General features: G+C 38.9%; 6 protein-coding genes. 5 read left to right on the top strand and 1 reads right to left on the bottom strand.

Annotated elements, in window-relative coordinates; all coding sequences use genetic code 11:
* The first annotated feature begins 3 nt into the window (after positions 1-3).
* The 4 genes from DXC10_RS02230 (at position 4) to DXC10_RS02245 (ending at position 9098) form a co-directional block, all read left to right on the top strand.
* Positions 4-1812, top strand: coding sequence for a RagB/SusD family nutrient uptake outer membrane protein (locus DXC10_RS02230; protein WP_117737266.1), 1809 nt, complete (start codon positions 4-6; stop codon positions 1810-1812).
* Between the two features lie 31 nt (positions 1813-1843).
* On the top strand, positions 1844-4840 hold the full coding sequence (locus DXC10_RS02235) for a SusC/RagA family TonB-linked outer membrane protein (RefSeq protein ID WP_233519849.1): 2997 nt from the start codon (positions 1844-1846) through the stop codon (positions 4838-4840).
* 16 nt (positions 4841-4856) lie between these two features.
* On the top strand, positions 4857-6536 hold the full coding sequence (locus DXC10_RS02240; protein WP_117737267.1) for a RagB/SusD family nutrient uptake outer membrane protein: 1680 nt from the start codon (positions 4857-4859) through the stop codon (positions 6534-6536).
* 156 nt (positions 6537-6692) lie between these two features.
* Positions 6693-9098, top strand: a complete 2406-nt coding sequence (locus DXC10_RS02245) for a polysaccharide lyase family 8 super-sandwich domain-containing protein (RefSeq protein WP_117737268.1) — start codon at positions 6693-6695, stop codon at positions 9096-9098.
* Between the two features lie 120 nt (positions 9099-9218).
* Here the strand turns inward: DXC10_RS02245 and DXC10_RS02250 are convergent, their stop codons facing one another.
* The gene (locus DXC10_RS02250; protein WP_117737269.1) at positions 9219-13223 is read right to left on the bottom strand and encodes an ATP-binding protein; all 4005 of its coding nucleotides are present in this window, start codon (positions 13221-13223) and stop codon (positions 9219-9221) included.
* A gap of 143 nt (positions 13224-13366) precedes the next feature.
* Between DXC10_RS02250 and DXC10_RS02255 the strand changes: the two genes are divergently transcribed.
* Entirely contained in the window at positions 13367-16117 is a 2751-nt protein-coding gene (locus DXC10_RS02255; RefSeq protein ID WP_117737270.1) for a GH92 family glycosyl hydrolase, read from the top strand.
* Positions 16118-16142 lie beyond the last annotated feature (25 nt).

The raw sequence follows: 16142 nt of genomic DNA on the forward strand, positions 1-16142 counted from the left end.
GATATGACTATGAATAAATATATCAGTAGTTTGTTGGTGGCTTCTTCGTTGCTGTTTGTAGGATGCGACGATTTCAAGTTTGGCAATGCCTTTCTTGAGAAGCCGTTGAGTGACGAGATGAATATAGACAGTGTGTATGCGCATAAGATATATGCCGAACAGGCATTGGCGCAGGTTTATCATACGCTTCCTGATTTTATGCCACATCAAAATCGATTATCATGGGGTATATTGGAATCCTTGACCGATTTGGCCGATATGACTAAAGGTGGTGGTAATGGTTATCACAAAGGAACCATATCTGCAGCCGATCCGGGTGGTGGCCCTTATCAGATACTTTATGATGAAGACGATGGAGCTTTTTCTGCTACCTGGGGTATCCGTAAGGCTCATCTCTTTTTAGACAATGTGGATCGTGTGCCTGATATGACACCCGAAGAAAAATATATCCGCAAAGGAGAGGCTAAGGCTATTATGGCTTTCCATTATGTACAAATGTTCCGTTATTTGGGAGGAATGCCATGGATTGATCGTGCCTATAGCCCTGAAGATGAAATGAAGTTTACCCGCATGACAGTAGAAGAGATGGTGGATAAAGTTTGTGGACTGATAGACGAGGCTGCCGAGATGTTACCTTGGAAGGTAGAAGCTATTGATGATGGACGAATGACAAAAGCCGGAATGATGGCATTGAAGGTACGCTTCTTGTTGTTTGCCGCTAGTCCTTTATTTAACAGTGACCAACCTTTTAAAGATGGTGAGGCTTCGAATCTTCATTATACCTGGTGGGGAAATTATGACAAGAGCCGTTGGCAAAAGGCTTTGGATGCAGGTTTGGCATTCTTACGCGAGAATCAGAAGAATGGTAATTTCTATAAATTAGTGGATACAGGAAATCCTCGTAAGGATTTCTGGGATGGATATTTTACCCGTTACAATCAGGAAATTTTGATATGTAGCCACCGTTATACCAAATGGAATGTAAATAGTAAGTCTGTTTCGCAGATTAGATATGGGGCAGGACAACCAACGATGAACTATGTGAATATGTTCCAAATGAAAGATGGTTCTGAGTTTGACTGGAATAATCCGGTACATGCAAAATATCCTTTCTTCGATGCAGATGGTAATATGGTTCGTGATCCTCGTTTGTACGAGACGGTTATTGTAAATCAGGATAAAATACTGGGTCGTAAGGCAGAAATCTATTGGGGAGGGCGTGATGCGCCTAACCGTATGGGAGGTAAAGGTAATGGTGACTGGATTTGGAATAATTATGCCATTTGTGGAATAGCTGTCCGTAAACATACACAGGATTTGAGAAAAGATGTACAGAATAAATTCTATGAATGTCCCCTGTTACGCTTACCCGAAATTTATTTGAGCATTGCTGAAGCAATGAACGAATTGGGTAAGGCTACGGAAAAAGATGAATTTGGCCGTGATGCTTACGATTATATTAACTTGGTTCGTAGTCGTGTAGATATGTGGGGCTATACCAAGGAAATGGTTGCTCCGGGTAAGGATTTACGTGAAACCATCTTACGCGAGAGAGCATTGGAATTCGGTTTTGAAGAAGTACGCTATTTTGATATCAACCGTTGGAAACATAAAGATTATTTGGACATCACTCGCTATACGCTGGATACATGGAAAGAATCGGATGGTTCTTATCGTCATGAACTGACACAATTCTTCCCCAACAAACGTCAATGGGTGGAACTTTGGGATGATCGTTACTATTTGACCCCGTTGCCGTTGGCAGAAATCAATAAAAAGTATGGTCTAGTTCAAAATCCCGGTTGGGAATAATCTAAATTCTAATTATTAGCACAAAAGCGATATGAAAAAAAGAAATATATTGATGCTTGGGCTTGCCGGGTTGTTTTCGCTCTCAACTATGGCCCAACAGACAGTTACAGGTATAGTGCAAGACCGTTATGGTATTCCCATGAAGGGAGTGTCGGTATCCACTGTAGGTACACCAGGAAACAAGGTGATTACCGATGAAAACGGAACATTTGCTATTAAAGCGGATGAAGGTGACTATATCGAAGTGAGATATGCAGATGGTAAGGCAAGACGTGTATGGGTATCTGGTAATTCGGTGGAAATCCGTTTAACCGATATGGATTTCTTGGTAGAAAACAAGGGGACAGAGTCTACTGAGCGTGAACAGACTCAAGCTGTTACGACTATTTCAGGTGAAATACTGAGAAAAAATTCTTCTCCTAACTTTACTAATGCATTGAATGGTCTATTCCCGGGATTGATGGTAAAACAGAATACCGGTTGGACGGATAATGCCAGTCTCACAGTTCGCGGAGGAGGTTCTTTAAATGGTTCCGAACCACTAGTGATTGTAGATGGAATACCTCGTCCTTTGGAATATGTCAATATGGACGAAGTGGAAAGTGTCTCTGTACTTAAAGATGGTACTGCAACTGCTTTATGGGGATTGCGTGGCTCTAATGGTGTAATTGTAGTGAAGACTAAACGCGGTCAGTATAACACAAAGAAAATGAACGTGAATTATACCTTTGGAGTAGGAATACCAGTCAACCAACCGGAATTTGTAGACGGATATACGTATGCCCAAATGAAGAATGAAGCGTTACGTTATGATGGTTTGGAACCACAATACAACCAAGAGGCTTTAGATGCTTTTCGTGACGGTTCACGCCCGGATTTGTATGCTAATACAGACTGGATGGGCGAGGCGTTACGTAATCATACAACAAATCATCAGCTGAATCTTTCTTTCCGTGGAGGGGGTAAGTCGTTACGATACTATGCGTTGATTAATTACAAAAATGATCAAGGTATATTGAACGAGAATCTTACTCAACTTTCCGATCGTTATGACGCGCAGATGAAGAAGTACGACTTGAATGCTCGCATTAATCTGGATATAGACCTTACCAGTACTACTACAGCTACGTTGTCTATGTTTGGTATGTTACGTGAAGAGAATCGTCCTAGAACAAGTGAAGGTAATATTTTCTCTTATTTGTATAACACTCCTTCGGCAGTGTTTCCGGTACGTACTTCTTCCGGACAATGGGGGGGGAGTTTACTTTTCCCACACAACCCGATTGCAGAAATTGCTGATATAGGATACTTCAGGACGGATCGTCGTTTACTGCAGTCTAATTTACGAATTCATCAGGATTTGTCTATGATAACGCAAGGTTTAAGTGCAGAATTGTCCGTTGCTTATGATAATGATGCCGTATTTAAAGAGACCGGTACGCAAGAATATGCTTATGAGCAAAATAATCTGATACTTAATCCTGATAACGGAGAATATGAAGTAGTTACCGAAATAAAGGGTGAAGACAAGGCTTTGTCTATTGACAATAGCGGTGTTTATGCCCAATATATGCGTACGGTATTTGAAGGTAAGATTGGTTATGACCGTGCTTTTGGTCGTCATGCAGTGAATGGACTGTTGCAATATTGGCAACAGTCATACGTTCCGAAGGGAAGGAATAAATCTATGTATCGTCAATCGTATATGTTTGCCGGAGGTTATAACTATGATAACCGGTATGCAGTGAACATGGTGGTGAATCATATGGGTACAAGCGTACTGAGCAAAAATGATAAATATCGTACTTATCCGGCTATATCGGCAGCTTGGATATTGTCGAACGAAGCATTTATGAAAAATCAGAATATTATAGATTACTTGAAATTCCGCGCTTCTTGGGGAAGATCGGGTAATGATAATATTGATTATGAATTGGATAGACGCTACTGGAACAATTCCGGTGGATATCAGTTTGGTGACACGCCTCAAGGTAGTAGTGGTATAATTGCCGGTCCACTGGCTATGGATCATGTAGATATTGAGAGGGCAGACAAATATGATATCGGCTTGGATTTGCAGATGTTGGATAAACGTTTGTCTATGGGTGCCGATTTCTATATGGATCAACGAAGAAATATGTTGGTAAGTGCCGGTTCTTTATTCTCCGAAGTAATAGGTACAGGTGTTCCTAAACAGTGTATCGGTGCAGTCGACACAAAAGGTCTTGAAGTGTCATTGACTTGGCGAGATAAAGTAGGTGAGGCTTTTAACTATTATGTAGGTGGAAATTTCTCGTCCATGAAAACTGAAATTATAGAAAATGGTGAAGGATACCAACCTTATAGTTATCTATATAAGAAAGGTGATCGGTTAGGACAGAATTATGGTTTGGAAGCTATCGGTTATTTCAATGACTGGGATGATATTGAAAACAGTCCTAAACAGATGTTCTCTGAGGTACGTCCGGGTGATATCAAGTATAAAGATCAGAATGGTGATAAGCAGATTGACGAACATGATGTAGTAGCTATCGGTCATTCTACTACTCCAGGATTATTCTATGGCATTAATGTTGGTTTCGAGTATAAAGGTTTTGGTGTGGATATGTTGTTCCAAGGTGCAGGACAGGTAAGCCGCATGTTGAATACGGCAAGTGTGTATTGGCCATTGCGCGACGGTAAGAGCAATTTGTCCAAGTGGTATATTGAAGATAATGTACGTTGGACGGAAGAAACCAAAAATACAGCTACGTTACCTCGTTTGACTACGCTTAATAATGCAAATAATTTCCGTAGTAGTACCCAGTGGTTAGCAAACGGTTCTTATTTCAAGTTACGTAATCTGAATATTTATTATAACCTGCCTCAGAAATGGGTGAAATCCATGAGAATGGAAAAGTGTCAAGTGTATGTAAGAGGTAACAACCTGTTCTCACTGGATCATATAGATTATTCTAATTGTGAAGATCTTTCTGTCAACTATCCGGATTTGATGTCCGTATATGTAGGCTTAAACATTAACTTCTAAAAAATAACAGAACAATATGAAACTAAAGAAATACATAGTCTTTTTGGCTGCTGCAACTGTATTGGGTGGTTGTGATTTTCTGGAGTTTGACGAGTCACAAGGACGTGAACAATACCAGGCTTATGAGACTTTTGAAAATATTCTGATGCAGACTACAGCTATTTATCGTAAATTACCTTCTGATTACGGTGCCATTGGTGGAGCATTACGCGAGTCGGCTACAGACAATTCTATGTATACACAGAATAGTAATGCCATCTATGATATGTATACGAACAAATGGAGTCCGATTAATACGATTGATGCTCAGTGGGGAGAATATTATGATTTAATTCATGATGTGAATATTTTCTTTGAAAATTATTCAGAGGAAGCGCTCGAGATTTATAAGTGGGATAAGAATTTTAAAGATAATATGGACAAGGTGCATATGTCGATGAGAGAGATAAAAGTACTGCGTGCACTTTATCATTTTGAACTAGCCAAGCGTTATGGAGATATCCCTTTGATATTGAAGACTTATACAATGGATGAAATCAATCATGTGGAGAAATCATCTTTTCAAGAGATAATCGACTATATTGATAAGGAGTGTGCTACGCTGGCTCCCGAACTTCCGGTATCTTTCAATGATTTTATTGGTCAAGAAACCGGTCGAGTAAATCGTGGTGCTGCTTATGCTATTCGTGCTCGTGCATTGCTCTATGCAGCCAGTCCGTTGTTTAATAAGAATAATGATGTGACTCTTTGGAAAAAAGCTGCTGATGCTGCATATGAGGTAATTAAATTGAATGCTTACCAACTGGAAAAGATAGACAAGGATCCATTGTGGAATAAGAGTGGTAATGATGTGTTACCATCCAAACAATTGATTTTTGAGGTTCGCGGCGGTTCAAGTAATTCTTTTGAACAGGGAAATTTACCTGTTGGTGGTTTTGGAGAAGTGTCACTTGGCAGAAATGTGCCGACACAAAATCTGGTAGATGAATATGAGATGGCGGATGGTACTCCGTTCGATTGGAACAATCCGGATCATGTTGCTAATATGTATTATGACGCAAAAGGAAAACCGACCCGTGACCCCCGTCTTTATCAGAATGTACTTTGTAATGGTCGGACATTTATGAAAATTAAATTGGAAACCTACGAAGGTGGTAAGAATGGTGCTCCATTGGAAGGTGCTACTACTACAGGCTATTATTTAAAGAAACTGGTGGATGAAACAGTATCTTTGGATCCGATAAAACCGGTTTCTAAACCTCACCATTTCCCTGGTTATCGTTATGCTGAAGTTTTGTTGAATTATGCTGAGGCTATGAATGAGTGGCAAGGACCGGATTATACGGATGCTACACATCCACTTTCTGCCCGTGATGCTTTAAATCAAGTTCGTGCTGCTGCGAATATGAAAGGGGTGGTTGCTACCAATCAAACAGAGTTCCGTGAAAAAGTACATAAGGAACGTCGCATAGAATTGGCGTTTGAAGACCATCGTTTTTGGGATATCCGTCGTTGGAAAGAGGGTAAACTCGTAAAGGAAATCTATGGTGTGAAGATACAGAATAATAATGGCATTCTCTCATATAAGAAAGAAAAGGTACAAGATCGTGTTTGGGATGACAAAATGTATCTTTATCCTATCCCCCAAAATGAGGTTTATGTGAATGATAACTTAACACAAAATCCGGGATGGTAAATTCATCTACAAGACTTCTAATCTTAAAGAATTGGTGATGAAATGCAAAGGGAGGAGTCGGGAGATTCTTCCCTTTTTGTAAATTTGTAGCTTCTTTTAATAGGTATCAAATAGCTATTTGATTGTGATAAAAAATGAAATTTAAACAGAACTAAGATGAAACAGAATTTAATCAGATGGGGGTTGTGCATGGGTATCACTGTCGTTTTTCAGACAGCTATGGCACAGGAAACCGAGCGAAAGGCAGCTTTCGATAATTATTGCCAATATGCATTGGAAGCCTCGAAACCAACAGACAAGGCTAAAGAACAGGCTATTCTTTCTTATCGGGATTACTTCTCGAAAAATGGTTATAGAAAATTTAAAACAGGTTCCAAGGAATGGGAAAAGAATGTAGCCCTTTTGAAAGCTGATGGTACCTTTTCTGATTTGGATGATAACAGTGTAGGAAAGACTATTGATGGTAATGAGGCAAATTCCGGTGCGGTGATCGTAGAAGCATTGAACCGTTTGTGGACTATTTCGGAAGCTTTTAAGAGTGGACTTCTAGACATAAAACGTGATGCGATACTTTGGGATAAATGGCAGAAATCTATTTTGCACTATGGTAATATTGAGATAGGTCGCCCCAACAATTCAAGACGTTTTCATTCCTCCTGTTTTGCTGTTCCCACAGCAGCGGTAAATATTTACTTCTGTCATTTGCAACTGATGGATGATATTGAACAGGGAAGGAATAAAGATAAACAATTGTCTGCGGTGTGTGATATGTTGAAAATGCTTGGTCTACAGGCGTGGACTCAACCTTATCGTAATGACGAAACAGATAAGAATGTGGTTCAGATAGAACGTTTTCGAAACCATGTATGGTGGGTCGGTGGAAATGCGTTGGGATATCGATCATTACTTCCGGTAGCTTTCATGTTTCGTTCTGTTCCCATGGTAGATTTATTGGCGGAAGTTTGCCAAAGAGCCATTAGTGCAACTTCACAAAATACTTATAGCGAGTCGTTCTGGAACGAAGGTTTCACAGCTGACGGTGCTGGTTGGGGACATGGAAAACAGTGTCTTATTTGGGGATATCCGATTGATGGGACATTGAATGCCTTGAATATGATGAGTATGCTTAAGGGCTCTCCATGGGAGCAGAAACTGACGCGAGAGAATATAAATGCATTGATGAATTATTTTCGTGGGGGGAATTACTACTATTACAAGGGTTACAATCTGCCTTGCTTGGATCGTTATTCCATGAGTTATAAACCAGAGGCTTCTGATATTCGTTATACCGGAATGCTGAATCAATTACAAAATGATTGGAAAGAGTATTTTACAGCGGAAGAACTGCAGGAAATTAAACAATTGTATGCAGAAAGCCGGGAAAAATCTATTCGTATGAAGAAGTATGAAAGCAGTTATAACGGAACTCGTTGGTTTTTTAATAATGATGATTTGATTAAGAAGAACGACCGTTACCATATTATGGTTAATATGGCTTCAGTACGATGCGATGGTCTTGAAAGCGCAACGGGATTTGCCGATAACTATAATTTTTATACGGCTGACGGAGCTACTTTCTTTCAGAAAAGCGGAAACGAATACCGTAAAGCTTTTGGCGCTTATGATGTGACGGCCTTTCCCGGTGTAACAGCACGCGAAGGTATGGACAAACTGACTCCCGTAACAAACTGGCGGGGGTATTGTAGTAAACATAACTTTGCTGCAGCCGCTACTTTAGGAGATGAAAATGCCGTTGCCGGATTTATCTTTGAAAAAATGAATGGTTCAGATAAAGATGGAGTAAACGACCGTGGTGATAACGCTATGAAAAATCCTATACTTTATGGTGTAAAAGCTTATAAGTCCTATTTTATGTTGGGAGACTACATGGTAGCATTAGGTGCAGGAATAACTAACAAACAGCCAAATCAAGAGGGAAATATTCGTACCACTATTGACCAAACGGAGAGATTTGGGAAAGTGTATATTTATGAAGGTGACGGTATTGAGTGGACAGTACAACAGGGTAAGTTCGCTTATTCTGCTTTCCCTGAATATAGAGAAAGGGTACATTCGGTGTGTGAAAAGAAGAAAACAGATTGGTTGAAGATGAACTTGGATAACAAAAACAAGAGAAATCTACCTGTTGAAGTAGATATTTTCTGTATGTGGATAGATCATGGGAAGGCACCGGTAAATGATACTTATGGATATGTGGTATATGCGGGCGAGGGTTTACCTGCCCGGAAATATCCATTTGAGGTGTTGAGGAATGATACTTTGGTTCAGGCCGTACGTTCTTCTGATAAGAAGGTGCTGGAAGCCGTGTTTTATACAGAGGGCGAAGAGTTGAAAGCCAATGGATTATCTTTATCAGTTTCTTCTCCCTGTACAGTTTTGGTAAAAGAAGAAACAAATTCATACGTGTTCTCTGTAACAGATGCCTGTATGAATTCTTCTTTAAAAGAAATAGAACTAGTATTCAACGGAAAAACAATTCAAGTACCAATGTCACAGGATATGTTTTGTGGTAAACCGACAATCAAACATATCAATAAATAATTCCAAGAATTTCTATTAAAAGACATAAATTACACGGAAGAACACGGAAAGACAGAATTGATCTGTGACATCCGTGTAATTCGTGTCTGAATTATATTTATAGAGAAATAATTCTTTCTTTTACTTTTCCTTTCTTTCCTCTTGATATTTTTGCTTGTACTGGCTGGGAGCTACATTGAACTGTTCTTTGAACTTACGGCAAAAATAATTAGGAGAATTAAATCCTAGGTTATCTGCAATCTCTGATATAGACATTGAGTTGTCTTGACGAAGTAGTACCGCAGCTCGTTTCAATTTATGAGAATTGATGAAATCGTTAGGTGACATACCCGTCAATGATTTAAATTTATTATAGAATGTAGTACGTCCCATATACATTTCACTGGCTAATTTATCGATACTGAATTCCTGATCCGATATATTTTCATCAATAAGAAACGTTATTTTGTCCAAAAACTCTTTATCTAGATTGTTTGTTGCTAATAGAGAAATATCAGCTTCCGCTTTTTGGGAGAATTGTTTATACAACATTCTCCGTGAGCGTATGATGTTGTTACATCTGGCTAATAATATTTGTGGGCTGAAAGGTTTATAAATATAGTCATCTGCTCCGCGTACTAATCCTTCAAGATGTTGCTCGGGCATATTCAATGCTGTTAACAAAATGATAGGAATATGACAAAGTTCGATATTATTTTTGATTTTGATACATAATTCCGTACCGCTCATGATGGGCATCATTACATCACTCACTATCAAATCTGGATTTATTTTCCGGATAATTTCTAATCCTTCTTGTCCGTTTGTGGCAGTTTTGGTGATGTAGAGAGGAGAGAATATGGTTACTAATATATCCAGCAGTTCCTTGTTGTCCTCTATTAATACAATAGTAGGTTTCTCCCCATCGATTGGGTTGCTGCTTTCTTCTACCTCTGTTTTTTCAGGAGCCAGGATATTGTCAGTCAATATTGGAAGCGGGGTATTGATATCTTTTTCTTCATTTTTGAAGATAATATGCTGGTTATTGAGCAGATGCTCTTTCCCCAATTGCAGGCTGATGGTGAATATGGAACCTTCTCCGATACGGCTCTGTACATTGATAGTTCCTAAATGCTCCTCTACAATACTTTTTACCAGGGCCAGTCCTATACCTGCCCTAAACAGCTGTTTTTGTTCCGGCATTTTGTTGTTTGCCTGATAGAAACGTTCAAAGATGTATGGGATATCTTTGGCATCTATTCCCACCCCACTGTCCGTAATACGGATATACAATCTATTTTCCGGTTCATTGACAGATAGTCCGATTTTGATTGTCCCACCCTTAGGAGTATATTTAAAGGCATTCGACAATAAATTATAAATTACCTTTATCATCTGTTTCCCGTCAAACCACACTTCTGTTTCTGTTTCACAAGGTTCCAACTTAAAGTCTATATTCTGTTGCAATGCCAGTTCTTTAAATCCGTCACAAATGTCACCAATATATTGGTTGATAGGATATGCCGATACGTACAGAATGTTCCTGCCTTGTTCGTATTTCCTGAATTCTATCAGTTCCGTCACCAGATTATTTAGTTGTTGGCATTGGTGTATCACTTTCAGAAGCTTTCCATAAATGAACGGGGCAAGATTGTTACCTAGCAACAGTACTTCCAATTGTCCGATAATCAGTGCCAATGGAGTTCTGAACTCATGACTGACGCTTGTAAAGAATTTGAATTTAGCTTCATTGATTTCTTTCATCTGCTGTTTTTCCATCTGTTCTTTCCGGATGGCATCTCTCATTTTTTTACGTGCATATAAAATGTTGATGATAAATCCTGTGATCAGTAGAAACAAGGTAATCCATATCAACCATGCCCACCACGTTGCATACCAAGGGGGAAGTATAGTTATTTTCAACTGTGTCGTTTCTTTTGCCGATTGTGTTGAATTATTTTTTTCACGTATTTCAAGAATATAATTGCCGGTAGGCAGATTAGTGTACGAAACTGATTTAAGAGCCGTTTGATACCATATCTTATCAATGCCTTTTAATCTGTATTCATAGATACGTTGGTTGTTTTCGAGTGGAATTTGTGAGGAAAACAGTATCTCAATCCTATTCTGATTATGAGGTAATCTGATTTCTTTGGTAAATGGCAAACCGACCGATAAGATGCCTGACTGGTCGTTGGGGTGGATAAGATTGTTATGAACGTATAGTTCAGTAAAGTATATTCGGTTATTAGTAGGATGAACATTTTCATTCTTTTCCGTTGCGGCAATCAGTCCATTGGTACCTCCAACGTAAATTGTACCATTTTTACTAATCAATAGACCACAATCTTTGGCAAAAGCATCCAAAGGGAGATATTTTCCAACAGAGAAAGATTGTAGAATATCTCCTTTTTTATTGAGAAAGATAATTCCTTTATCTCCGGTAATAACTAAGTTGTGAGCATTTGTTTCCTTGATTTGATAACAATACTGGCTCAGTAAGGGAGAACTGGCTACCGGAAACGGTTCAAATTGATTATTTTGTTGATTTAGTTTCAAAACTCCATTTCCCAATGTCGTGATATAGATATCTTTTTCGGAGGAGTGAAAAGAACGTACTACCGAACCATATATTCCTTGTTTCTCTAAATCATACGTATGTAATTCTTTTAGGGTTTGAGTATCGAATTTATGAACCTGTTTACCTTCAACAATCCAAAGATTTTTATTTGTATCCAGGCTGATATGAGCATACATGTTAGTTCGGTAAATTAATGTATCCTTTCGGCTTTTTAAAGAATAGATATAAATGTTTTTATTGGTGGATAAAAAGAGTCGTTCTCCATCCCGTTCCATGGCATTAATGCTTCGTAAATGAGGAGCATCTTTCTGATTAATCTCCTGTTGGAATATATTTTGTTTGATATTATAGGTATATAACCCTTTACCATTGGTACCTATAAATAATTTCTCTGTTTCAGAATCATACAATATAGATTTTAAATTGATATGTGGTAAATAAGTAGGAGGAATAGTGGTTTCAAAGTGTTTTATTTCTTCCCGTTGCGGATTAAGCATATTGAGTCCTCCACCTTCCGTACATATCCATATATTACCATGGGTATCTTCTGTCATATCACCCACAACCGGATTTGAAAGGCTGTTGGTACAAGCAGAAGCATCATAATAAGTAAACGTGTCTTCATGGACAGGAACATAATTGACTCCACCGAAATAAGTACCTGCCCATAAAATTCCTTTTTTGTCAATAAAAACCGAATGGACTGACGAATGGGAGAGGCTTCCCGCTTTGCCATCCCGTTTATGAGAAATAAATAGATCCTTTTGTAGATCGTATTTATAAAGTCCGTTGAAAGTTCCAAACCATATGTTTCCTTCTTTATCTTCTGTTATGCTACGGATAAAATTATTGTAAAATCCTTTGGAGAAAGCATTACTCGTATTATAGGTCGATAGAGTTCCGTCAGGATGTATGCGGAATAATCCGTCATTTATACTACCTATCCAGATGTCTCCTGAATTAGCTTGGAAGATAGTTCGCATATCTTTACATTCGATAATACTCTTAAAATGTATGTCGTCATCGCTGTAAACAAGTCCGTTAGAATATGTAAACCATTTATGTCCTTTGTCGTCAATAAGGAAATCGTAAATGGTTCCGGCGGAAAGCTTACAGGATTTTATCAATTTCCCTTCTTTCTCATCCCAGCGATTCAATGTATAGGCAGTGATAACCCAAATAGTATCTTGGTGACTGTAAACAACAAGGACACCTTTATCCAGGATTGTTTGAAATGTTTCTTTACGGATATCATATTTCACAAAAGTATCATCTATCTTGAGGAATATATCTCCTTTGGAGTTGCTGACGATTTTTGAAACTGAATTCCCTTTGAATGAAGTAGATACATTTGGATTGGGTCTATGGGATATAACCCTTTTACCGTCATATATACTGATACCCTCTGCTGTACCGAACCAAATTCTGCCGATAGAATCTTGTGAAATAGCGAATACGGCCGGATGTGCTAAACCGTCTTTGGGACCTAATTTCCTGAAATGTGCAGCTTGTATTTGTATTGAAAGCAATAGACAGAAAAAGAGAATAATGTTTTTTGTTTTCATCAGGTTGAAGGTTTTGTTAGTGCAAAGATACTAAATATCTTGTCTTTTGAACGAATATTCATATAAATCGTATTTTGAGACATGTTTGTAAAAGGAGATTTGTCGTTTTTTGCACAATATAATTTATTAAAAAGTTCTATGGTATGAAACGGATAGGATTTAATGGAAGAATTGCGGGTAGAATAATATTCTTTATCTTATTTATTTTTTCGTTTTATAGGTCAGGAGCAACAACCTATAATATAGCTCCAAAAGCATATTTGAGTGCTTCTTCCTCATTGGATGGATTTCCTGTTACAGGGATAGTAGATGGTTTCTCTCGTATTGTTGATACAAAAGAGTGGAGATCTGCTTCCACCCAGACATTTTGGGGGCAAATAGATTATCCTTCAGTAGAATTGAAGTGGGATATGCCTCATTTGGTAAACAAAGTGATACTTTATGACCGTCCCTCCCTTGAAATTCATATAGCAGGGGTGACACTTCATTTTAGTGATTCTACCAGAATTTTTGTCCATTCCATCGACAATAGCGGAAGGCCAAAAGTTGTGGACTTTGATACGAAACAGATTGAATGGATAAAAATAGAAGTAACAGATGCTGATGGAATACATGTAGGATTTTCAGAGGTTGAGGTTTATAGTGCTATTGAAGAAGTGGATGATTTTGTAGGAAAGGTGAATCCTTATATTGAGACTGCTTTAGGGCGTTATTTCTTTTTTGTGACCGGTTCATTACCTTTCGGTATGATAAGTTCTGCCCCTATGACCCGGAATAAGAACCAGTTTGGGGGAGGATACAATTATAATTCTTTGGAAGTTTTGGGCTTTCCGCAATTACACGATTGGATGAATGGTGGCATTGAGATGATGCCTACTACCGGAACGGTTTCTACGGAAAAAGGAGAAACGGGATGGAAGTCGGCCTTTTCACATGATGGAGAGATTGTCCGACCCGGTTACCACAAATTGTATCTTGAGGATTATAAAATGTGGGTGGAGCAGACAGCTACAGATAGAGTGAGTTTTTATAGATGTACTTACACTGATAGTGCGGAACAGGCTGATGTACTGTTTAACCTTGGAGGATATCTTAGTACGGTTACTATGGTAAAGTCTGAGGTTCGAAAATATGATGATACGGAAATAGGTGGCTCTTTTTATACTATCGGACGTTTATGGGGAGGTCCCGATAGTGTAAAGATATACTTTGTAGCACAGTTTGATAGACCAATGTTGGCGATGGATGCTTGGGATGATCAGCTTACAATGAAAGATGTACTACAATTTACTTCCCGAGATCGGGCGGCAATACCTCGTGATAAAGGTAGGCGTTCTTATCTTGATATCGCTAGCTCCGGAGTTCGTGCCCGTTTCAAGGCAAATCGGGGAGATTCATTGAAAATTAAGATTGCCGTGTCTTATGTGAGTCTTGAGAATGCCCGGCAGAATTTGAAGTCGGAATGTGATCATTGGGATTTTGATAAAGTTCATCAGAATTCACATTCTATATGGAATGAATGGTTAGGCCGTATTCAGGTAAAAGGGGGTACACCGGCTCAACAGGAGAAGTTTTATACTGATTTGTGGCATGTTTTGTTAGGCAGGCATAAGATTGATGATATAAATGGAGAATATCCCGACTATACCGAAGGAAAACTTGACGGAAAAGTTACTTTGACCCCAGTATTTAAGAAACGTGTTCTGCCAAGGGATAAAGAAGGGAACATAAAGTTTCACATGTATAATTCCGATGCTTTTTGGCTCAGTCAATGGAATTTGAACATCCTTTGGGGATTGGCTTGGCCGGAAGTTTTGGATGATTTTGCTGCCTGTTTGGTACAATATGCCGAAAATGGAGGGCTATTGCCACGAGGACCCAATTTGGGAGGATACTCATTTATTATGAGTTCTTGTCCTGCTACTAACCTTATAACATCGGCTTATCAGAAAGGAATGTTGACAAAGGTCAGTCCGGTATTGGCCTATCGGAAAATGGTTGAAAACCATCGTGGTGGTGGAATGATAGGTACAAAAGAAATGATTGATGGTTATGAGAAATATGGATATGTTCCGAACAATGCCGGTTGGACAGTTGAGGTGGCTTTCCAAGATTGGACGTTGTCGCAGATGGCAGAGAAGATGGGAAAGAAGAAAGATGCGGCCTATTATTTGAAACGGGCATCAGGATGGGAGCAATTATATCATCCCCGGTTGAAATTACTCCTACCTAAGAAAGAGAATGGAGAATGGATGCATGAGAACCCTTTAAGTGGAGCTGGGTGGATTGAAGCTAATGCATGGCAAGGGACATGGTCTGTTTCGCACGGATTGAATAGATTGGCCGAATTGATGGGAGGTGAGGATGTGATGGCTGAACATTTGAATTACGCTTTTGAACAATCGGCAAAAGATGATTTTGTACATGGATATACCGAAGGGTATATAAGCTATGCTAATCAGCCGGGATGTTCTAATGCGCATGTTTTTAATCGGATAGGTAGGAGTGATTTGACCCAATATTGGGTACGTCGTGTAAACGAACAAGCCTACGGGGGGACTACACCCGATCGAGGATATGGAGGACATGATGAAGATCAGGGACAAATGGGAGGTGTCAGTGCTTTGATGTCTATCGGACTTTTCAGTGTAACTGGAACTTGTTCCATAGATCCTGTCTACGATATAACCTCACCGGTCTTTGATGAAGTAGTCATCAAGTTGTCTGATAAGTATTATGAAGGAAAGGAGTTCATTATCCGTACAGAAAATAATTCCGCCGGGAATTACAAGATACAAGATTGTTTATTAAATGGGAAACCTTTAGATAAGTGTATCTTACGACATGCCGATTTTGCTAAAGGGGGAGTTCTTGATTTGAAGCTCGGTAGATAATCTGTTATGAATAACTTATTTTATA

The sequence above is a fragment of the Bacteroides sp. OM08-11 genome, from assembly GCF_003438665.1.
Taxonomy (GTDB): domain Bacteria; phylum Bacteroidota; class Bacteroidia; order Bacteroidales; family Bacteroidaceae; genus Bacteroides; species Bacteroides cutis.